Origin of the sequence: Thermofilum uzonense (assembly GCF_000993805.1) — an archaeon.
GTDB lineage: Archaea > Thermoproteota > Thermoprotei > Thermofilales > Thermofilaceae > Thermofilum > Thermofilum uzonense.
On record NZ_CP009961.1, the window covers coordinates 627,553 to 647,989 of the forward strand.

The window sequence follows — 20,437 nt, forward strand, 5'->3', positions numbered from 1 at the left end:
ATGGAATATTTGAAAACGATGCCTAATGCCCATAAGCAATTAATAAAAATAAGTTGCAAATTATACAAACAGGATGTCCTCTCAAGTTATAGCTTTCGCCGTATGGGGCAACCCGGCTTATTGGAGACTGGCAAACTATAAAAGCAACAGCGAGAGCGTGAAAAGCTTCTCGACGCTTGAAATCCTTTTCCAGGTGGAAAAACCCAAGAAAGTGATCCTTATCGTTTCTGATACACTGGCCCTTGAAGCCTCCGATAAGATCACTAGTTACGACGACGTTGTCGAAAAAGCAAGGAGTTATGCGGAGAGATATGTTTGCTTACATCTTGATGAGTTTGAGATTAAAGTCTTGCCAGGAGTGATTAGGAAGAATAAAGGTAATGCAGTATACGTTTTCAAGGCAGACATGGACGATTTTAGAAGTCTTGCACTATACGAGATATACATGCAATCGATAAGAGAAGACCGTCCATTGGAGCTGACACTCGACATCAGCCACGGTATTAATTATATGCCGACCCTCACGTATGATTCCTTCAGAGAGGCTGCCGCACTTTATTCCGTATCGAGAATACAGAGAACAAAGATAAGGGTATACCAAGCGGATCCCTACCCTATACTCCAAAAAGAAGCGGACGAAAAACGAATGAGAGACAAATCCAACCCGTGTACTCCAAAATCACAAGACGCCCATCCTCCAGATGTAGTATACAACCTTTTACTCGAGGAGAATGTTTATCCCTGGGAGGTCACACGCTATATAGGCTTTCAAAAGCAAAAGGTAAAGCAAACCCTTAACGACGTAAGAAACTTTCCCGAGCATGAGTCAATAAAATCCCTTATCGAAGAGCTCTCCCTTCCACTCATTGGAGCATACAGGCTAGGAGCCATTGTCCAGCTTGCACTCCTCGCAAAGCCCGCTCTTGCAGCTGAGGGGGCTTCGGCTTCGGCCTCAGGGGGTTCTATAAACCCTGGTCAAAGCGACTCCTGTGCTCCCAAGGCCAACTGGAGTTTAAAGGATATCGAAGTCTTCCTAAAGAGATCCATAGAGGAGTGGCGTAAAGGTAGAGAGCCTTTCGAAGATGGCAATGAGATCATTGTCGAGAGCAAGAATAAGTTTGCTCCAGGATTCCGTGCACTACTCCAGACCCACGCAATCCTGTCAGGCATAAAAAGCCTGATTAGTACGTCGGAACTCGAGATGGTGACCCTCACAGAGCTTAAAAACCTGAAGAAACTATACCAGGGCTCGAAGGTTGTGACACATTTGCTTGACAGAGAGATTGAGAAGCTTGATTTTCTTAAGGGAAAGATACTGGAGGCCTGGACGCCTTATTACAAATACCGGAAGGGAGTTCAGAGCCCTGTGAAGAAATGCGACCCCATTTTCAAGCGAGACTTCATTGCTCACGCAGGATTCCACGATGAGGTTATAGAGGTACGTAAGTTTAACAGCGAAATTCAGATTCGAGTAAAAGGAGGCTATTGGTGTTGCATAAAGAATATCCTTAAGGAGGCCGTCACAACATAGCCTCTGCAATATAATAGAATTAGTCTATATCCAGGCGACAACCCTCTAAGGCTCAGCTTGTATTTCTCACGACCACCTTAAACTCCTCTGGCCTGAGAGAGGCCTCGAAAGCTTTTACCGCATTATCTAATCCATCAAAGATCTTTGTAATGGCTGGCTTGACAACCCCCTTGCTTAAAAGCTCTATGGCTCTCCGAAACTCTCTAAAGGTACCACATCTCGTGCCAATTATTCTAAGCTCCTTTACTACGGCAAGGGTCATGCCTACCTTGAACTGTGAGCCAGGAGTCGACTTAAGGTGTATCACGCCTCTTGGACGCGTGAGGCTTATAGCCTTGTCTAAGGCCTCGGGGCTTCCACTGGCCTCGACTACTACGTCGAACCCTAAACCCTCGGGTGTCTTCTCCCGTATATAGCTGAAAACCTCGTCATCCACGAGAACTCTGAAGCCCTGCTCGGCGAAATAATGTGCTTTAGAGCTCCCGCTTCTAGCAACTACTACCGGCTCGAGGCCAAGCCATCGAAGAACGTGTACTGTTAAAAGAGCGATGTTACCCGTCCCAATTACGGCGACGTTATCCGTCGGTTTAGGCGGGGCTTGCGTGAAAGCGTTTAGTACTGCTGCAAGTGGTTCAACCTCGGTCGCGGTAACCGGGTCTAAGAGCCCGTCGATCCGGTGCAATGCCTCTAGTGGGGCTACGAAGTATTCAGCGAAACCCCCGTCGAAGTCTATGCCTAGCGTCTTCTTATATGGACAATGAGTGTATAGCCCACGCCTACAGTATTCACACTTTCCACAGGAGAAGTTTATCTCGCTCACAACCCGGAAGCCTTTGAGAGGCCCGTCGCTTACCACCCTTCCCGCTACCTCATGTCCAGGTATTAAGGGCTTCTTGAAAAGGGGGTATGTCCCCTTGTAAAATGCCTTGTCAGTGCCGCAAATACCCACGGCTTCAGTCTTTACGAGGGCCCAGCCGCTTGGGAGCTCGGGCTCCTTTACGTCTTCTAATCGTAGGTCGCCGGGACCATATAGTATGAGGGCCTTCAAGGCTTATCAAATGTATTTAGCTCTTGGTGTAAAAAAGTTTAGGTGGTTTGGAGCTTGAACCATCACAGCTTTAGGATCCAGCTTTTTGTAGGGGTTCGCCCTTCCTTATTACTTCAATCACGTCCTCCGGGGTGACCTCCTCTTTTCTAACGTCAAGAATTTTCCTACCGTGGTCTAGGACGACTATCCTGTCCGAGACCTCGTAGACGTGGTATATGTTGTGGGAGATTATTATTACACTTACACCCTGGTTCTTGACTTCTAGGACGTGATCCAACACCTTTCTTGTCTCACGTACAGAGAGAGCAGCGGTAGGCTCGTCCAATATGAGGAGCTTCGCCTTAAAGTGCATAGCCCTCCCTATGGCTACTGACTGCCTCTCCCCTCCACTAAGCTTGGCTACACGCTCGGACGGGGATCTCAGCCTTCTCAAGCCTATACTCTTTATAATCTCCCATGACTGCTCGTCCATGGCACGTCTATCGAGGAAAGCTATAGGTCCTATTCTTTTCACAGGCTCCCTCCCAAGGAATATGTTCCTGCTTATGCTCAAGAGGTCTATAAGGGCGAGGTGCTGGTATACTATCTCGATCCCCGCAGCTCTAGCCTCGCCGGGATCCCTGAAGATGGTCGGCTTGCCCTCCCAGTATATCTCGCCCTCATCTGGATGATATACTCCGACGATGGTCTTGACGAGTGTGCTCTTACCAGCGCCGTTGTCCCCTACGAGCCCCACTACTTCCGCACGGTTAACATGGAAGTCCACGCCTCTAAGTGCCTCCACCCTGCCAAACCTCTTCACGATGCCTCTCATCTCGAGGAGCTTATCCATGGGAGATCACCCTGAAGTAACGAACTTTCTCACGACGTACGTGTTGATGATTGTTGCTATTATCAGGATCACACCTATGAATGCGCTGTACCAGTAGGCCGGGGCCCCTGCAAGCACAAGGCCAACTCTTGTCAAGGCTACGAGTAGGGCTCCCAGAAATGTGCCGAAGATACTCCCGTACCCACCTGTGAGCAGGCAGCCTCCTAGCACAGCGCTGGTTATGGCCTCTAGCTCCAATCCTTGACCTAGGGTTGGGTCTACTATCTTGAACCTTGAGAGAGCCATGAGCCCGGCTAGACCGGCGAGTAGCGAGGAGATCCCGAAGTTTACGAGCTTGACCCGCCAGACTTTTACGCCTAGCTCGCGGGCCGTAGCGGGGCTAGCGCCTACAGCATAGGTCCAGTTCCCGTAAGGGGTGTAGTCGAGTATTATTAGAAAGATCAGAGTAAGTGCGAGTAGCCAGGCGGCGCTGGTTCTCAGCCCTTCGACGCCTACGGCGCCGTTCAATACATCTGTGAGCCAGTGCGACCCCTCCAGCCTAACTGGGAAGCCTCCCGTGATGGCTAGGAGTATTCCTCGCAGAAACATCATCATGCCCAGGGATGTTATAAAGCTGGGTATCCCTGTCCTAACAGTTATATAGCCTGTCAGCACGCCTATCCCGAAGGCAACGCTGAGCATTATCACGCTTGCGAGAAGCATGTCCATGCCAGCGTCGACCATAAGGACGACAAACATCGGGACGAGGGCGTAGACTGATCCTACCGAGAGGTTGAACTCGCCTGTTATCATGAGGAACGCGACTCCTATCGAGGTGACTCCAAGCTCGCCTGCGAGAGTAAGTATGCTGTAAAGGGTTGAGGGTGTTGGGAACTTGTCGGGGGATATGACGAGGAAAGCCAGTGCTATTATCGAGAAGCTTGCAATTACGCCGAGTTCCGGATGCTGTGATATTAGTAGTAGGAGAGACTTTCTACTGGAAGCTGTCTGTGTAGCCAATTATTATCACCTGAGAAAAAATCTAAATTTTGTTTTATTTTTAGGCACCACCAGTTGTAGCTATCTGCTTCCTGACAGTGTCTAGCTTTGTCTTGTCTATAACCGTTGGGCCGGTGGGAACGTGTGCTGGCGGGATTATCCCGTACTTGACGTAGAGGTACATGAAGACTACCGGTAGGAAGCCCTGTGCGAAAGGCTGTTGGCTTACCGCGGCTTCAAGCTCTCCGTTCTCGATGGCTTTGAGAATGACGTCGTCGATATCGATTGTAAGGAGGTGGACCTTTCCGACGAGGTTCATCTCCTTTAGGACTTGGAGCGCGGGGTGTGCCCCCAGTGGGCCTAGCGTGAAGATGACGTCTGTGTCAGGGTACTTTGTGAGGTAGTTTTTGAACGCCTCTGCCGCCTTGGTGGGGTCAGTAGTGATGTCGAGCTTCTCGACAGGTGTACCGGGGTACGCCTGGGTTATAGCGTCAGTTATGCCTTTCGCCCTGGTCTCGAGGCCCACGTGACCCACCTCGTGTATGCCTATAACGACGCGCTTGGGCTTGTATCCCTTGTCGATCAAGTACTTCGCTAGATAATAGCCAGCGTCATACTCGTTCTGCCCAACGTAGCTGAGGTAGGGTATCCTCTGGTTTGCAGGCCTCGGGTCAGGGACGTTTACCGCTATTATAGGTATCCCTTGACTTATAGCCCGCCTAGCCGGCTCGTCTAACGCCTTGTAGTCCGTTATGGTTAGGATTATGCCCTGGGGTTTAGCGGCTATAGCGCTGTTCAAGAGGTCGACGAGTGCTTGTATGCTAAACTTCTCGGGACCACTATACACCACCTTGACGTTCAGCATCTGTCCAGCTAGCTGGGAGCCCTTGATCACGGGTGCCCACCATGGATCAGCTGGCCCGCCATGCGAGACATAGTAGAATGTGTACTCGGGGGCTCCAGGTTTTCCAGCGCCAGCCTTGTACTGTTCCAACTCTGTTTCAAGTGCAGCGTATTTGGAATAAGGTACCATTGTCATAGAGGCTACTGCATAACCTAGAACTGCTCCAATTATGATGCCTATAATTATGTAAACTGCGAGCGCTGTGCCTTTACTCTTTTGTTGTTGGCTCATACGATCATATTTAGCATTATCACTATATATAAGTTGATTCCGTTATATTTATTATGTTAAGGTTTTAGCTATTACTGGAATTATATAAAACGAATATACATTTTCTAAGGAAAAGTGCTCGGCTCTATAGATTCAAGGATTTTAAGACTAACAACTATAAGCCTAGCTCCTCCAGGAGAAGCCTCAGCGCGTGCTGGTAGAGGCTGCTACCCCGCATCCGGCTTATCAGTGATGCGTACATGCTCTTGACGAGAAGCCTCACTGCCTCTGCTTCATTAAACCCCCTCGATTCAATATAGAATATGTGTTCAGGGTCTAAGGGACCCATAGCTACTGAGTGAGCAGCATAGCTGGGCTCATCCGACTCTATCTCCAGCACGGGGGCAGCGTAAACCCTGGATGTGGGGGAAAGAGGAATTAGCCTCGAACGCACTTCGAGCCTTGATTCCATGGCTCCGCGACGCGCCCGCGCAAATCCCTTATGAGCTATGAAGCCCTCGTTTGCGAAGCCCAGCCCTCTTATGGATATCTCTGTTCTGGGAGCCCTTGTTTCAGCGCTTGTCTCAAGCGTGATGCGTGAAAATTTACCGGCTGCGAGTAGAGCCACGGTCTCAGCTTCGGAAGCCTCTCCTTCGAGGAGCTGGTTCATCTCCATATGAGTCATTCTACCTCGTGAGCCAATCAAGAATGTCTCAAGCCTTGAATCCTTGTCAAGTCTTGTTCGCTGGAATATTGCGCTTGGAGCCCTGTAGGAGTCGCGTATAATGTAGTTTAGCCTGAGAGTTGAGGCCGTATCGACTTCCACGTCTATCGAGAGCGTGTTAAGCCCTTCGGCATCAGCTGGTGAAAGTAGCAAGACGTTAAGGGTTGAGTTTCCCGTAGCCCTTACAGATAGGTGAGCTGCGAGGACTCCTTCACGGGGCTTGGGGACAAGTATCGTGTATGACGTATCGCGGAGAAAAACGTTTACCTGAGAGTTAAGCGTGTTTAGATGGAAGGCTAGCACACGTTTAGAGCTTGCTTCGGGTAGCTCGGGTTTATCTTTTAAGGGCGTGGGCTTGAGTATAAGGTCAGGCTTAAGGTTGAGTAGTCTAAGCGCGTCGTCGTCCCAGCCGAGCTGAACAGGAGGAGCGGGATTCTCTAAGTATGGTTCAAAGGCGTTCCAGTCAGTATAGTAACGGACCGCCGGGGAGTCTGCCACGGGCTGGTAGGGGATTGCTTTGAGTTCCTTCAGGCTCAACCGTAGCCACCTAGCTCCTCGAACTCGAGCTCTAATACCCTCCTGAATACTACCTGGTATTCGAATGGAAGGTTTTTGAGTATGTCCCCGACGTATCCGATGACAAGGAGACGCCTAGCCTCGTCCTCTGTAAGGCCTCTCGACTGAGCATAGAAGAGCGCATCCTCGCTTAGCCTACCAGTAGTAGCCTCGTGGACTACAAGAGCATCATCCTCCTCGATCTCGTTTTTCGGGTATGTGTAGGCCTTTGACTCTGTGTCGAGTAGGAGGCTGTCACACTTCACGGCTGCTTTAGAGTTTCGTGCACCTCTAGCCATCTTTACTAGACCCCGGTATACTGCCACTCCGCCCTGTGCGCTAATACTCTTACTTACAACCTCGCTGCTCGTCTCGGGGGCTAGATGATAAGCTTTGGCCCCACTGTCTTTCCATGTTTTACCCTTAGCGAGGGTTATGTTATAAATGCTTGCCCTCGAGCCCCGGCCCTTGAGTATCACGGAGGGGTAGACATAACTAACCTTGCTTCCCAGGCTGCCCTCAGCCCACTCTACAACAGCTCCTTCCTCTAGGATCGCTCTCTTATTGTTGAAATTGATGAGGTTCTTGCTCCAGTTCTGCACAGTGGTAAACTTCACGTGCGAGTTTCTATGCGCGTAAATCTCAACCATGCCGTCGTGAAAGCTGTACTTTTTGAACAACGGGGCTGCGCAGCCTTCGATGAAGTGGATGAAGCTTCCTTCATCTGCCACTATAAGCGTGTGCTCGAACTGTGCCTCTAGCTCGCTGGCTACAAAGAAGAATGCCTCTATGGGCGCCTCGACTCGCACACCAGGGGGCACATAGAGGAAAACACCACCGCTCCAGACCGCGCCATGTAGCGCCGCGAACTTGTGGTCGCTGGGCGGGAAGACCCTCATAAAGTATTTTTTCACTAGATCCGGGTATTTTATGACCGCCTCGCTCATATCCATGAGGATGACGCCTTTCTCTTCCAGGAACTTCTTAAAGGACAAGTAGATGTTTTCGCTCTCAAACTGGGCTGCTAGCCCCGAGAGGACCCTCGCCTCAATCTCGGGTAGTCCAAGCTTCTCGTAAACCCTCCTTATCTCGTATGGGAGCTGGTCCCAGCTTGAAACACGTTCCACGTCGGGCTGAATGTAATGGGTAAGCTCCTCGAGATCCAGCTCCTCAACCCCAACGAGCCAGTTCGGGGTGGGCAGCTTTTCGAAGAGCTCCAGGCTACGCAGCCTCAACCTGAGCATCCACTCTGGCTCTCGCTTGGACCTTGAGAGCTCTTCGATTGTGCTCCTTGAGATCCTTCCTTTGAGCTGGATGCGGGGCTTATAAGTTATCGAGCTTATATCGTATTGGGGTAGTGCTAACTCCTCTATGGGAACTGGGATGCTCATTCCGCTATCACCGGGAATCCCTCAGACTCTATCTTTCTTACCACTTCTATCCCACCCTCAAGGGCTATACGCCCAGAGACCAACACAAGTACCTTATCAGGGCTTATGTACTCAAGTGTTTTCGGGTTATGGCTAACTAATAGGACGGCTTTTCCACGAGAGGCTAGGTCTCGGACAAGCCTAGAGAGCATCCTTAAACCCTCAATGTCTAGGCCAGAGTCTGGTTCATCAAGCATCACCACGCTAGGGTCGAGCATGAAGGCTTGCGCTAGTTCTAGGCGTTTCTTCTCGCCACCCGAAAAACCTTCGTTTACGTTGCGATCCGAGTATTCTTTAGGCAATCCGACTGCTTGAAGCGAAGCATAGACTGCTCCTATATCCGAAGGACGCCCCAACTTTGAGGCTGCCTCGGTGAGGAAGCTTAATATGTTTACACCTGGAAGCTCAGGTGGGTTCTGAAATGCTAGGAAAATTCCTTTCCTTGCTCTCTCGTGTGGTTTTAGGCTGCTGATATCCTCCCCGTTTAAGAGTATTTTGCCCTGTGTCACTGTGTATCTTGGGTGACCCATAATACTGAGTAATAGTGAGCTCTTGCCGCTCCCGTTGGGACCTACAATTACAGTGATCTTCCCCCCGCCTACGTGAAAGCTTACACCTCTGATTACCTCCCTTCCTTCAACCTTCACATAAAGATTACTTACCTCAAGCTCCACCATACATATGCCACCGTCATAATACGCGAAGCCTGTATAAAAACTTGTTACTTCTCCTCAACCTTGAACTCCCTGTTCACAAATATCTTGTGTTCCTCGAGAGTTTCGAGGATATTTCTCCTTACTACTCCTGGGAGAGCCTCCAATGGGAAGACACCGTGCAAATTGCGACCCTTCAAGCTCTGAAGCAGGGCTATCACTACGAGCGCCGTGGGATAGGTTATATAAGTGGCACCGGGAAGAAGGTTGTTCACCCTCCTCTGGCTTGGAAAGAACACACTCCTACTGGAGAGCCCCTTCTCACCAGATATCTCGCCGATAGCAACAACTCCTACCGCGAAGAAGGCGTCCTCCAACTCTCCCTCCTCGATTGCTGATAGATAGCTTCGAGGAGATGAGGGCTCCTTGAGGATCTGGTACAGCAGGCTCCTGAGTGACACCCTCTTTCCCCTTACAATAAGGGTTTTCTCCTCGAGGACTCCAAGCCTGTAAAGTGCCCGGAGAATTTCTATATCGCTCCCCCCAGCATAGTAGTCAAAGTCCTGCGTACGGAGGTAAACGGGAATTGTGTAGCTCTCATCGTTAGACACAGGGTAACAACGAACTGAGCCTTCGGGGGCTGGAAAGTTGCACTCGATGGACTCCGAGAAGGGCTCTATGAAGGCGTATCTCCTGTTCCTATACACGAGAACAGGGGTTGCGACGTTGAGCATTTCTTCTCGAGACCACGATATCAAGAAGGACGGACCTTTCTGATCCTCGAGGGACATCACTTTTATCGAGAACACCTTGTCTAGGTCCTCGTATGCCTCGCGAGCAAGGAGGTTTGTGAGGCCTGGAGACGCGCCAGCGTTGATTATTGCAAGGTTGTGTTCTCTCCTGAAAGCCGCGGAGAGTGCAAGTTGTTCTGCAGTCCTGCGTCTGCCCCCGTAGCACGCTAAGTCCATGTAGGGTACCCCTGCCTTCAAGCTGGCCTGCATGACGATGGGATTGAGGAGTTTTTCCCTCTCATTTATCCTTACAAAGGTTGGCAGCGTGTTTACAACGAAGTCATAGCCTGATAGCTTAGAGGAAAGCATCTCGCTGTTAATCGCATCAGCTTCTTCAACAGGTATATCGTGGGAGTCTTCGAAGTCTAGGAACATTCTCGCCCTCTCAAGATTCCTGTCGAAACAGGTTACCTCATCTGCAACCCGGTGTTTGAGTGCTAGCCTTGCGACCACGGAGCCGACAGCTCCGCAACCAAGGATAGCTAACCTGATACGTGTTCACCGCTTATAAGACTCCGACCTACTTAAATTGTTAAAGCAGGTTGCTAGACTAGCTCCGAGAGTGGCGTCGCATGACTAACAGAGAGCGGGATTACCCTGAAGGCTTCCGCGTATTTTCTCCCTGAAGCCTGGCCATAAGCTGCAGCGAGGGTCTTCACCTGCTCTTCGAGAATTGGCCATATGGGCTCGAACTGGCTCTTATGCTTCGAGAGAGCCTGGAGTTTTCTTTCAAGTGTAGCCGTGATGTCGTGAAAGTAGTTTGGTTTCGCGGTGTAGTAGTATAATATTGCGGCGACGATGTGAGGCTTATGTTCGGGCACGACGTGTGGGAGGGATGAGAACATTACTGCATCAGAGGCTAGTAGGCCGGCTATCCTGTGGTCGGGATGTATCTCATACATCAGCCACGGGTCGGGTGCCAGGACGATGTCAGGGTGCTCCATTCTTACAACGCTTATTATCCTGTTCCGCGCATCGAGCGTATAGGGGAGCTCTGTGTCCTTGTAATCAAGTGGGATTATTTTTGAGACGCCGAGCACCCCGGCCGCCTCCTCTTGTTCATGCTTCCGTACCTCTGCCAGCACCCGTGGATTCAGACCGGGATCGGATGTACCCATCGAGCCGTCCGTCAGAGTGAGGTATACGACTTCTACGCCCTTCGAGGTCAAGTCCGCTATTGTGCCTCCAGCTCCGAGCTCACAGTCGTCGGGGTGGGGCTGAATACACAGTATTTTTTCTACGTTTTCAAAAGGTGATGAGAGCTCGGGATAGAGGTGTCTGGCTAGATTGCGCAAACCCTCGTTTAGTCCTGATTCTCGAACGAGGCGCCTTGCGATGTCTTCAGTCTCGAGAGAAAATTCCGTGTGTTTTTCCATGTAAGTTGCATAACTCTTTACTCTAAAAAAGTTACCCTTGCTTGCTCTTGATAACGTAGAGTAGGAGTGATAGACACGCAGCTTGCGTTGCCAGGACATATGCGGCTGCAGCGTATATGGGTAGGTTAAGGTCTATTATTAGCCCGTAGATGATTCCTGCTCCGAGTGCTCCCAGGCCGACCGCTGTGCTAAAGACGCCGTATGCTGTGGCGCGCACCGATGGTTCTGTTAAATCTCCTACGGCCGCCCTGTACACAGATTCTTGCGAGCCTAACACGACACCGTAGATCACGGCAGAAGCCACGATGAACAGGAAGCTCTTCTGGAGTGAGAGGAAGGGAATGATTATGGAGAGCGTGAAGGGGAATAGGAGGACCCAGAGCTTGTAGCTGTCATAGAGCAGGCCAAAAGCTACGGCGAAAAAGGCGTCTACAAGCTGTATCGTGGCGTATAATACTGGTGGGAGCCATGCACCCATTGCTTGGACTTCTGGTGTCTCAGCCGCCAGGTAAAGTATGAGGGATGCTGGAAACAAGCCTAAAGCGTTAATGCCTACGGCGGTAATGTAGGCCAGGGTTCTCCTGTTTAATACTTTTCTGTTAGCGTCCTTAGTTGCGAAGCTGGATGTCATCTCGGCCGGTAGCTTAGTCTTTGCACGCACGGTTGCGAGTGTGAGCATTAGTAGGACGTATGGGATTATAGAGTATAGGAAAGCGTCGCGGTAACTCCTTGTAACCGCTAAAAGTAAAGCGAATAGGAGGGGGCCCGAGGTGGCGCCTATCTGATCCATTAGTTCGTGGAGGCCGAAGCCTTTGCCGCTCCCGATGCTCTTGGAGGCGAACGAGATGATTGTATCACGGGATGGCGTCCTGACCCCCTTCCCGAATCGTTCAAGAACTACGAGGACTGCAGCTAAGGTCCATCCTAGGCCTAGGATCTCGCTTAGGGGAATCAAGGGTATAGCGATTATGAGGCCGTAGCCGAGGAATACTAGGATCCAATAGCTCTTAGTCTTGTCTGCCAGATAGCCCCCGACCAGCCTTGAGAAATACGAGATAAGCTCCCCTAAACCCATGACTGTGCCTACAACGGCTGCAGAGGCCCCCAGAAACTTCATGTACTCGGGTATTGTCCCCCTGGAGCCCTCGTAGACTATGTCTCCGAGGAGGCTTACAAGCCCGAAGGACAGAATAACCCTATATGCTTTACTCCTCTCATCCGCCATTAAGGTCAGAAGTTTTTACGAGAATAAAATGTATAAGCCTTGCGTTTAGCTCCTAGACTTGTCGCGTGGAGGGAGTTTGGGGGCCTCATTCTAGGTGGGCCTCTTTTCTTCCGGGGGAGGGTTCCAGTTCCGGGTTAAAATGGCAATCTGTTTTAGAACCCTCTTCGTGTAGATTTTCCGGTCTAAAAGAGCGTTTAGAATCGAGACTAATTCGTCATAAGTCTTCTTATCAACTGGGAAGGGAACCCCGTCTTTACCTCCAACAGCGTAGGCGAACTTGAAGGGATCAACGGGATGAGTCAGGGGGTCTCGCCACGAGGGAGGAGTCTCGTAGACGAGCTCCGCTACGAGGGCCAAAGCCCTTATAGTAGATGGGCCAACACCTCTAACCGCTAGTAAATCCGAATAACTGTCTACTCCTGCCTGCCTGGCAGCCTCGAGCCCTAGTCTCTCAGCCCTAGGGAATCCTAGTTTAGCGTAGCGTTTAAGAGTGTTCCTGAGGGTAACAGGCTCGTACGGTCTATATAGCAAGATTGGCTGGTACCCCCTGAGGATAGCCTCAGCTTGCCTCAAATAGCTTTCAATCCTTGAAGGCGGCTCTTGTACTAGGTCGACAGCAAGCCTCCTGAAACCTGATGCTTCTAATGCTACCGTGTTCAAGACAAATTCCTCTTTGACGCCCGCTACACCGGAGTATGGCTCGGAGACAGGGTCTGTTACCTTCCCAGAGTACCAGTGCATCCGCCTAGCTACTCTTTCAGAAGGCTTCATTGCTTGTTGAACAACAGCCCAGGACCCGTCTTCGACCAGGAAAAACGCATGATGATAAAGCTGGTATCCTGCCTGAACCGCGGCACTGTCGACCTTGGCTACTAGGTAAGAGGTGCGAGTATATTTCTCGGGGTCTAACCCGAAGTGGACGGCTATCTTCTCGAGTTCTTGAGGAGTTTCTCGGCTCTTTTCACCTTTCCCTCCGGCAACCTTTACGCCTAGGTCAGCTTCGTCGAGAACGCTTTTTAGGATCGCGGTTGTAACAGTCGTGGACCCCGAGGAGTCCCAGTCCATGCCTATCAAGTTGTTGATAGCCTGAAAATATACCGGGTCGGATATCCTCTCAAGGAGCCCTTTTGGCCCGTACTCGTCTATTATTAGTTCGACTACTATGCGGGCCAGTTTATGCATCCTGGAAAGGAGCCAGGGAGGAACCTTCCCCGTGTGAAGTGGGAGTTCTGCGATTCCTGTCCTCATTCCTAAACTAAAACTCACGATCCTAGTTAAAAAGGATTAGTTTAGTAGGCTGAAAGTAAGAGATGTTTAGTCGCCTCCTCGGGTATCGCTCGTAGCTATGTTAAACATATTTTAATAAAGCAGGACACGTATCATAGCTTATGCGGTCGTTTTGGGACTCTTTCATCATGCTGTTTATTGTCCTCGACTCAATTGGGAACATTCCCATATTCTACTCCCTCACCTCCAACATGGAAGAGAGTAGTAGGAAAAAGGTATTTGCGGAATCCATAATTGTGGCCTCCGCGCTGCTAATCTTCTTCGCCCTCTTCGGATACTCTTTCTTCCAATACTACAACGTGACGTTTATGGACTTCAAGATAGCAGGGGGGCTTTTATTACTCTTAATTTCTCTCGAGGGGCTGATCGGCCGTGTAGAGGCTGAGACACTTAGGAGCGAGGACGTGGCGATAGTCCCTATGGCTACTCCACTACTAGCCGGGCCGGGTAGCATATATGTAGTCATGTACCTTAGCACGGTGTACGGTGTGCTTCCCACGCTGCTTTCAATTGCATTAAACACTATCATTGCATACTTTATACTCGTCGGCAGCAACCACATCATCCAGAAGATTGGGAAGAACACCATCCTCGTTCTTGCAAGAATATTCTCGCTGCTATTAGCTGTTCTAGCAGTCTCAATGATAAGGTCAGGCCTCGAGGACGCTCTCCGCCAAGTCCTTAAGGGGAGCTGAATACATGCCCTTTGAACTAAGCGAGGAATACCTGTCTTTCCTAGCATCCTTCCCGACAGCTGAAAGCATAGCTCAACTTTCAAGGGGCTCGGGGCTCCCACCACATATTGCACGGAGAGCCTACAGGGAGCTAAGCTCGATACTCCAAATGCGTTTTCTCATAGACTTTCCAAAGCTCAGGATCCTCCCCGTAGCTCTGCTTATAGATGGTCATTGCCCCTCCTGGCTGGGCGCCACCCTCATTGCCAGCCTGGAGGGTCCCGTCCGAAACACTCTTTGCGTTGGATTTGCGTCCCTAAAAAGGGCGCTCGAGCTACAAGACGAACACCTTATAAAGGGTTTAGAGCTCAACTACTGGGATTTTACCTCCTATCCCTCCTCGTCTCCAAGAGAGCCAAGGGAAGAGGACTACGCCCTTCCTACACCTCCCAAGGGGTTCTACACAAGACCGGACGCCGTTGACCTGGCGGTCCTCTCCTTTAAGCTGGACTCACCCTTTGAAAAGATAACTGAATGTTATAAAAAGGCGTTAAGGTTAGACGAAACTCTCCGCGAATTGAGTAGCTCCACCCTCGCATATCATTTCAGAAAACACTTAAAACCCTTCTGGAAGGGAAATAGGGCTTACCTGGTTCAACCCATCGTTGAGAATCCCGTCCAAGTCTACATTATCGAGGGGTGGCGTAGCCCCGTTGTGGCTAGGACCGTGACCACGCTTCTCGGCTACTGGTTTTCAATCGTAGACGAGAAGAAGGCCTTGATAGTTAGCCAATTCACTACACGGGAGAAAGTTGCTTTCTACAGGTTTTTAAGATCCATGGGCGTAAGAGTTGTGTTTGGGGAGCTAATCATGGTCCCGGAGGAGACCAAGTATCTTAGACCCCTTCTCTGGAGGAACGTTAAGCATGCAAGATGGGCTTCTTCTTTTGAATCTGTTGAAAGCGAGAAGCCTGTATTTCCTTAAGTGTTTACCTCGTCAAGCGTCGATAAACGGCTTGTTTAAGGCGCTAGGCTTCCAGTTTATACCTGCGTCTTTCTGTGCAGGATGAGGTATAGGAGGATAGTCTGAGTCAAGTATATCAGGGATGTGAAGAAGAGAGGATAGTCCAAGTTGATGCTCATGAGCCATCCGCCTATAGCCGCTCCTACACCTCCAGCAAGCTGCCATCCAAGCATGTTAAGCATCGTATACCTGGAGCGCTCCTCCTCTCCTATGATCCTCATAGTGAGCGACCACATGAGGGGGTTCGCCGCGTTCATTAAAACGCTCCTAAGGGTAAACACTGTAGCCGCTACGAGATAATCCGGGGAAAATGCAGTCGCTATTATGAAAGGTATAGAGGCAGACTGTAGCAAGACTACAGCCCTGAGCGTCCCTAGCTTCTCGGATACGAGTGGTGCCAGTGACGTTGAAGGTATCATCAGAAGAGTCTCTGCCATCATCCTCGTCCCGAGCTCCCCTGCCTCCACCAGGAACTTAGACATAAAGTAGTAGTTAATCATCCAGATTGAAGCCCCTGCACCCAGCGCCGTAAGTGCGGAGAGTGACGTTAAGAGAAGCGTTTCCCTTGAGAAGCCAAGCTTAAACCCTCTTGGGGCACCATATGGGTCGCGAACAAGTAATAGGAAGGTAAAACCAGATACCGATACTGCTCCCCCCAAGGCCATGAGCATCCTGTAAGCCACGGCTATCTCACCGAGAGAAATGTTGGCCAATTGGGGAAGCCATGTGAGAGCCATGCCGAGCAGAGAGCCTACGAGTCCTATAATCTGTGATGCGGATGCCACTAGATCCAGCTTCTCGCGAGGAGTGACATCAGCCAGTAGCGGGTTAAGCGTGACCGCCGTCATGGCATTTCCTACTCCCAAGAGGGCGAAACCAACGTAAAGCACAACGCGTTCCGCCGGGAGGAGTATCAAGATGAATCCTGGTATGGAGAAGATTAGAGAGCCTATGGCTATCTTTTTCCTTCCATACCTGTCGGAGGTGTACGCTGCAGGAACGAGGGAGAGAGAAGTCGCTACAGATGATATGAATTGGAGGAGGCCAACCTCGCGGGGGTCGAAGCCTATGTGCTTTAAGTAGGGTTGTATTAGAACGTTTATTATACCGTTCCCGATCGAGCTGAGCAACACTAAGGCCAGTAAGGCTAGGATGCTCTTCTCCAAGGTCTTCAGCTTGTCTAACATTTCTAGATCCAAATATGTTCATTGTATATGACATATAAATTTTATCTTTCATATCATCGCAAACCATAAGACTCAAGGGAAATAATAGTACAATATGCGACTCGGTGACATATTTCTCATACTACTTTACCGCCTGGTCCCCAGCCGGTACTACTCCTGGGCATCGGGGAAAATAAAGCCCGCGAGAACACTGGTTGACGTTGGCGGGGCTAGAGGCAGGCTCTCAGAACACCTTAAGGATAAATTCGAGATCCAACTGATATTAGATGTCCTCCCACAACACTTCCCTAAGAAAAAGACAATCCCCAGCCTTGAATACGTAGCCGCAAGCGCCTGCTTCCTACCGGTTCGAGCTGATTCAGTTGACGCAGTGGTTTTCCACGACTCTCTACACCACCTGGATAGTCCAAGCGAGGGTTTGAGGGAAGCGCTAAGAGTCTTGAAAGAGGGAGGCAACCTCTATGTCTTTGACTTTGACAGGGAGAGCCCGGTAGGCAGATTAGTGAGAGCATTCGAAAGGATGCTTGGCTTTCCGGCTAGGCTCCTTACTGTAAGCGAGCTGACAAGCCTACTAGGAGAACATGGTAAAATAGAGGCGCTGAGCTCCACGTACGGGGTATTCTATGCAGTATTTATGAAAGAGCACCTAACAAACGCTTAAACTCTTCCTCTGATGCTTTCGCTTTGCACTCAGGGCAAAGCCAAATAGACTCGAGTACAGAGCGTGGAGCACCAGACCGAGCCAACTTCTCTTCTAAACGCTTTATCATCCTCTCTGGGCCAAGCTCTTTGCCGCAGGATCTGCACCGTGCAATCGGACTCTGGGCGGCGATAAAACTTTCCTTGCTGGTGAGAAGACGGGGGTTCGTAGCCCTTGCAAGCCTTAAAGCAGCTTCGGGACATACTCTCACGCAGGTGTTACAGCCGATACAGGAAGAGTGGTTAAACGATAGACTGTACTGGTCACCGCGGGTGAGGATTAGAGCGTGTGTAGGGCAAGAGTTCGCGCAGGCCCCGCACAAGGTACACTTGTCCTTGTCTACGTCAACGCGGAAGAGGGGTAGTCTTTCCAAGTCTGCCCACGTGTCTTCTTCGCGTGCGAGTGGTTCTAAGAGAGCGCCCAGAGTGGAGGCGTCAACGATTGTTTGAGCTACTGGTTTAATGATGGAGTCTAGCTCCCTCATCATCGCTATGTAATCTTCTGCAGCCTTGCGTCTGGGGCAGTCTGATCTTATATCGTCGGGACAATAGTAGTCTATGGTTAATCCGAGTTGCCTGGCGTAGAGGAACTCGTGGACGCGAAGCGATGCAATGCATTGGAGCTCAACTGGAAGAGAACCTTCATGCCGCTCACTGTAAAACCGTGTCCTCGCAAGTGGGCACGTTATCGTTATCCTTGTAGCCCCTATCTGGGCAAGCGCTCGGAACAGCCTCTTGACGGCCTCCGGGGCATAAACAGGGGTGAATAACTGGCCTGTGGGGCAAGCTGAGGTGCACAGACCGCACTCCAGGCATGACCGCTCTGAGACCTTAGGAGGCTTGCCACTGATCGCGTCGAAGGGGCAGGAGGAGAGGCAGAGTCGACAGTCACGAAGCGAGGAGCACTCCTGCAGCTTTACGTCGGGTAGAGCCGTGTATACAAAGAATACTCCCAGCCCTGATTTGAGCAGGTCACGCCTCGATACGGTTTTCCCCGTGTCTGAGACGACGACTGGTATGAATTCTGATAGAGCATCGAAATAGGCCTTATAGGCTTCGATTACGTCTTCGAGGCTTAGACCATTTGCATAAAGGTCTCTTTCAGAGTTTATGAATACTATCCTGTGCCAACGTGAGCCAGCCCTGCGCACAGCCTGTATTATTGTGTGCCAGGAAGAAGGATACCCTTTCCCGACAACTATAACGCCGTCAAAGGTGTCCGCTAGCCTCGACAGGTCTTCAGGGGACGGAGGTTCCCCGACGCTGAGAACCTTTACCTCAACCATTTCTCAAACCGTATTTTTTAAAGGAAGCCATCTATAAAGGATTTATGCCGTAACCACGGACCTTTTCCCGTAGATTTTTCTAGACGCCTATTAGGTGTGTATAACGGAAGAAGCTGTCAGCGGCGAGCGTTACTATCGCGTCATCACAACCGTCGAGAACTTTAAGTATCGCAGCTATGTTGGCACCGGTTGAGAGACCAGCTAGAATTCCCTCTTCACGAACCAGTTTCAGCATATTCTCTAGGGCTTCGCTGAAGCCGACCTCTACAACCTCATCCACCAGCCCTCTATATCTCATGAAGATTTCAGGAACCCCTGAGACCGCGAGGCCCTCTATCTCTTCACCTCTACCGGGATGACCCAATACTGGAGACCCGCGAGGTACAACAGCGATTGCCTTAAGGCCTCTCCTGCACTTTGTTTTAAGGTACTTTGAGATACCTGCCATGCTTCCACCGGTTCCAACACCCATAACGAAGCAGCCTATTCTGTCGCCTAGCTCGCGATATATCTCAGGGCCCGTGGTTTCGAAGTGCGCTGTAACGTTTGCCTCATTAGCGTACTGTGCGAGGAAAACTCCGCCCCTCTCGCGGGCAATCCTCTCGGCAACATTGAACATATGGTCGGGGTGGCTGCGTGGAACCTTAGGTGCGAAGTGGACTTCCGCGCCTAGGGCCTTTATCATGGACACCTTTGAAGGCGATGTGTCCTCCTCTACGACTATTATCGCCTTGTAGCCTAAGAGCCTAGAGGCCCACGCTACGCTGATCGCGGTGTTTCCGCTCGAGGCCTCTACGATTGTTCCTCCAGGCTTTAGAAAGCCTCGTTCCACGGCATCCTTTATCATGTATACGGCTATCCTGTCCTTATGGCTCCCGGTTGGATTCATGTATTCAAGTTTAACGTAAACCTGGCGCTCACGCAAAACCGGTATGTTTCTCAGCCTCACCATTGGAGTATTTCCTATCAAGTCGAGGATTTCTCTCACACTCGAATATCTCCAGGTGAATATAAAACATTTGGGGTGAACTTTTCCCGTCTCGAGCCTGCCCCTTAGAAGTAAAGCTTTTTATAAGGAAAATATATTCAGGAAAACGTTGGATCGGATGACGACGCCTTCAGCGGGCTGAACATCGTGATGAGGTCTCGGGGTTGTCTCATCGGCCTATCGTTTTAAGATACACTTCTATCCTGCAGGCTTGGTCTCCTCTAGATATGCAGGCGGTTTCCCGGGCCTCGACTCTGCTTTTGTCGACTTGCCATACTGTCCCAGCGATGCCGGCCACTATGCCCCTGAGTATAGAGGACTCGTAGCCCGGCACGCCCGACGCGGATTTACACTCGAGGCTGTCATGGACGACGATAATGGCCTTAGAGTCCGTGAATTCCTCCCAGTATACACGCCCGTATCCAAGGTGTCGTAAAACCTCGGATGCTAAGATCAAGAGGTCTTTGCCCTCGAGTCCCAGAGCCCTCAGCCTAGAGGCGATCTCTTGTCCATAGGAGAAAGCCGAATGGTATAAGGCTAAGCCAAGGGAGCGGCCAAGGAGTCTCCACCCCTCTCTGAGAAAGCCTTCGAGGAACCCTTTCTCTAGAACTAGTACTCTGCCTGTGTGGGGTAGTGCCGGGAATCCCCAGCTCTCGACCGCAAGGCCAATCCACTTGCTGCTGGAGAAACTGGTTGCTTTTACTGCCTCGTTTTTTGAGAGACAATCTGTGAAGGATTTCAGAGTTTCTGGGGACTGTACTGTTAGAGCGATGAGGACGGTTGTGAGGAATTCTCCTCGCGTCGTCCAAAGGTCTAGAAGAGTTAATCCTTTGTCTTCACTACAGCTTGCCGCATGTTTGAGGAAATCACATAAAGGCTTCTGCTTATCCAGTACGGCTAGGACTAGCGAGATGTTCTTACCCGGTTCAACTATAAGTCCCGAGACACCAGTAAAGGGCTCCGACATAGAAATCATGTATCTTAGCCACGTACTATTATATTTTTAACACATTGCCCGGATAAAGGCTAGTACTC

At 50.5% G+C, this 20,437-nt stretch carries 19 protein-coding genes; 4 read left to right on the forward strand and 15 right to left on the reverse strand.

Annotated features, from left to right (window positions below; all coding sequences use genetic code 11):
- Positions 1-73 precede the first annotated feature (73 nt).
- Positions 74-1,531: a CRISPR-associated CARF protein Csx1 gene (gene csx1, locus MA03_RS03190; RefSeq protein ID WP_052883893.1), complete on the forward strand. Its 1,458-nt coding sequence runs from the start codon at positions 74-76 to the stop codon at positions 1,529-1,531.
- 52 nt (positions 1,532-1,583) lie between these two features.
- Here csx1 and MA03_RS03195 read toward each other — a convergent pair whose 3' ends face one another.
- The 11 genes from MA03_RS03195 to MA03_RS03245 form a co-directional block, all read right to left on the reverse strand.
- Entirely contained in the window at positions 1,584-2,579 is a 996-nt protein-coding gene (locus MA03_RS03195) for an MDR/zinc-dependent alcohol dehydrogenase-like family protein (protein WP_052883894.1), read from the reverse strand.
- 70 nt (positions 2,580-2,649) lie between these two features.
- Positions 2,650-3,411, reverse strand: a complete 762-nt coding sequence (locus MA03_RS03200) for an ATP-binding cassette domain-containing protein (RefSeq protein ID WP_052883895.1) — start codon at positions 3,409-3,411, stop codon at positions 2,650-2,652.
- A 6-nt stretch (positions 3,412-3,417) separates the two neighbouring features.
- Complete coding sequence (locus MA03_RS03205; RefSeq protein WP_052883896.1) at positions 3,418-4,410, reverse strand: ABC transporter permease; 993 nt, start codon at positions 4,408-4,410, stop codon at positions 3,418-3,420.
- Positions 4,411-4,450: 40 nt separating this feature from the next.
- Positions 4,451-5,524 (reverse strand): sugar ABC transporter substrate-binding protein, encoded by a 1,074-nt coding sequence (locus MA03_RS03210; RefSeq protein ID WP_236944922.1) that lies wholly within the window; start codon positions 5,522-5,524, stop codon positions 4,451-4,453.
- Positions 5,525-5,678: 154 nt separating this feature from the next.
- Positions 5,679-6,764, reverse strand: coding sequence for a SufD family Fe-S cluster assembly protein (locus tag MA03_RS03215; RefSeq protein WP_052883897.1), 1,086 nt, complete (start codon positions 6,762-6,764; stop codon positions 5,679-5,681).
- Entirely contained in the window at positions 6,761-8,173 is a 1,413-nt protein-coding gene (gene sufB / locus MA03_RS03220) for a Fe-S cluster assembly protein SufB (RefSeq protein WP_052883898.1), read from the reverse strand. Before sufB ends, MA03_RS03215 begins: the two co-directional genes overlap by 4 nt.
- Positions 8,170-8,889 carry a Fe-S cluster assembly ATPase SufC gene (sufC, locus tag MA03_RS03225; protein WP_052883899.1) on the reverse strand — a complete coding sequence of 240 codons (720 nt, stop codon included), beginning with the start codon at positions 8,887-8,889 and terminating at the stop codon, positions 8,170-8,172. The genes sufB and sufC overlap by 4 nt, the downstream gene beginning before the upstream one ends.
- 44 nt (positions 8,890-8,933) lie before the next feature.
- Positions 8,934-10,148: a saccharopine dehydrogenase family protein gene (locus MA03_RS03230; RefSeq protein ID WP_338034401.1), complete on the reverse strand. Its 1,215-nt coding sequence runs from the start codon at positions 10,146-10,148 to the stop codon at positions 8,934-8,936.
- A 53-nt stretch (positions 10,149-10,201) separates the two neighbouring features.
- On the reverse strand, positions 10,202-11,032 hold the full coding sequence (locus tag MA03_RS03235; protein ID WP_191118718.1) for a PIG-L deacetylase family protein: 831 nt from the start codon (positions 11,030-11,032) through the stop codon (positions 10,202-10,204).
- Between the two features lie 31 nt (positions 11,033-11,063).
- Entirely contained in the window at positions 11,064-12,257 is a 1,194-nt protein-coding gene (locus MA03_RS03240) for an MFS transporter (RefSeq protein ID WP_052883901.1), read from the reverse strand.
- Positions 12,258-12,347: 90 nt separating this feature from the next.
- On the reverse strand, positions 12,348-13,505 hold the full coding sequence (locus MA03_RS03245) for a DUF763 domain-containing protein (RefSeq protein WP_052883902.1): 1,158 nt from the start codon (positions 13,503-13,505) through the stop codon (positions 12,348-12,350).
- Positions 13,506-13,645: 140 nt separating this feature from the next.
- Between MA03_RS03245 and MA03_RS03250 the strand changes: the two genes are divergently transcribed.
- Both MA03_RS03250 and MA03_RS03255 read left to right on the forward strand, forming a co-directional pair.
- Positions 13,646-14,239 carry a MarC family protein gene (locus tag MA03_RS03250; RefSeq protein ID WP_052883903.1) on the forward strand — a complete coding sequence of 198 codons (594 nt, stop codon included), beginning with the start codon at positions 13,646-13,648 and terminating at the stop codon, positions 14,237-14,239.
- Positions 14,240-14,243: 4 nt separating this feature from the next.
- Positions 14,244-15,203: a hypothetical protein gene (locus MA03_RS03255; RefSeq protein ID WP_052883904.1), complete on the forward strand. Its 960-nt coding sequence runs from the start codon at positions 14,244-14,246 to the stop codon at positions 15,201-15,203.
- Positions 15,204-15,259: 56 nt separating this feature from the next.
- On the opposite strand, the gene MA03_RS03260 is transcribed toward MA03_RS03255, so the two are convergent.
- A complete protein-coding gene (locus tag MA03_RS03260; RefSeq protein ID WP_052883905.1) occupies positions 15,260-16,429 on the reverse strand; it encodes an MFS transporter in 1,170 nt (389 codons plus the stop codon).
- Positions 16,430-16,523: 94 nt separating this feature from the next.
- Here MA03_RS03260 and MA03_RS03265 point away from each other — a divergent pair, with 94 nt between their 5' ends.
- The gene (locus tag MA03_RS03265; protein ID WP_052883906.1) at positions 16,524-17,090 is read left to right on the forward strand and encodes a class I SAM-dependent methyltransferase; all 567 of its coding nucleotides are present in this window, start codon (positions 16,524-16,526) and stop codon (positions 17,088-17,090) included.
- Here MA03_RS03265 and MA03_RS03270 read toward each other — a convergent pair.
- From MA03_RS03270 to MA03_RS03280, 3 genes are all read right to left on the reverse strand, one after another.
- Complete coding sequence (locus MA03_RS03270; RefSeq protein ID WP_052883907.1) at positions 17,062-18,414, reverse strand: 4Fe-4S binding protein; 1,353 nt, start codon at positions 18,412-18,414, stop codon at positions 17,062-17,064. The genes MA03_RS03265 and MA03_RS03270 overlap by 29 nt on opposite strands.
- 79 nt (positions 18,415-18,493) lie before the next feature.
- Positions 18,494-19,402 carry a PLP-dependent cysteine synthase family protein gene (locus MA03_RS03275; RefSeq protein ID WP_191118720.1) on the reverse strand — a complete coding sequence of 303 codons (909 nt, stop codon included), beginning with the start codon at positions 19,400-19,402 and terminating at the stop codon, positions 18,494-18,496.
- Positions 19,403-19,571: 169 nt separating this feature from the next.
- Positions 19,572-20,369: a hypothetical protein gene (locus tag MA03_RS03280; protein WP_052883908.1), complete on the reverse strand. Its 798-nt coding sequence runs from the start codon at positions 20,367-20,369 to the stop codon at positions 19,572-19,574.
- Between the last annotated feature and the right edge of the window lie 68 nt (positions 20,370-20,437).

Coding starts and splice junctions, on each gene's coding strand:
- csx1 (WP_052883893.1), top strand. CDS start 74: ATGTCCTCTCAAGTTATAGCTTTCGCCGTATGGGGCAACCCGGCTTAT.
- MA03_RS03200 (WP_052883895.1), bottom strand. CDS start 3,411: ATGGATAAGCTCCTCGAGATGAGAGGCATCGTGAAGAGGTTTGGCAGG.
- MA03_RS03210 (WP_236944922.1), bottom strand. CDS start 5,524: ATGAGCCAACAACAAAAGAGTAAAGGCACAGCGCTCGCAGTTTACATA.
- sufB (WP_052883898.1), bottom strand. CDS start 8,173: ATGAGCATCCCAGTTCCCATAGAGGAGTTAGCACTACCCCAATACGAT.
- sufC (WP_052883899.1), bottom strand. CDS start 8,889: ATGGTGGAGCTTGAGGTAAGTAATCTTTATGTGAAGGTTGAAGGAAGG.
- MA03_RS03235 (WP_191118718.1), bottom strand. CDS start 11,032: ATGGAAAAACACACGGAATTTTCTCTCGAGACTGAAGACATCGCAAGG.
- MA03_RS03240 (WP_052883901.1), bottom strand. CDS start 12,257: ATGGCGGATGAGAGGAGTAAAGCATATAGGGTTATTCTGTCCTTCGGG.
- MA03_RS03245 (WP_052883902.1), bottom strand. CDS start 13,505: ATGAGGACAGGAATCGCAGAACTCCCACTTCACACGGGGAAGGTTCCT.
- MA03_RS03250 (WP_052883903.1), top strand. CDS start 13,646: ATGCGGTCGTTTTGGGACTCTTTCATCATGCTGTTTATTGTCCTCGAC.
- MA03_RS03255 (WP_052883904.1), top strand. CDS start 14,244: ATGCCCTTTGAACTAAGCGAGGAATACCTGTCTTTCCTAGCATCCTTC.
- MA03_RS03260 (WP_052883905.1), bottom strand. CDS start 16,429: ATGTTAGACAAGCTGAAGACCTTGGAGAAGAGCATCCTAGCCTTACTG.
- MA03_RS03265 (WP_052883906.1), top strand. CDS start 16,524: ATGCGACTCGGTGACATATTTCTCATACTACTTTACCGCCTGGTCCCC.
- MA03_RS03270 (WP_052883907.1), bottom strand. CDS start 18,414: ATGGTTGAGGTAAAGGTTCTCAGCGTCGGGGAACCTCCGTCCCCTGAA.
- MA03_RS03280 (WP_052883908.1), bottom strand. CDS start 20,369: ATGTCGGAGCCCTTTACTGGTGTCTCGGGACTTATAGTTGAACCGGGT.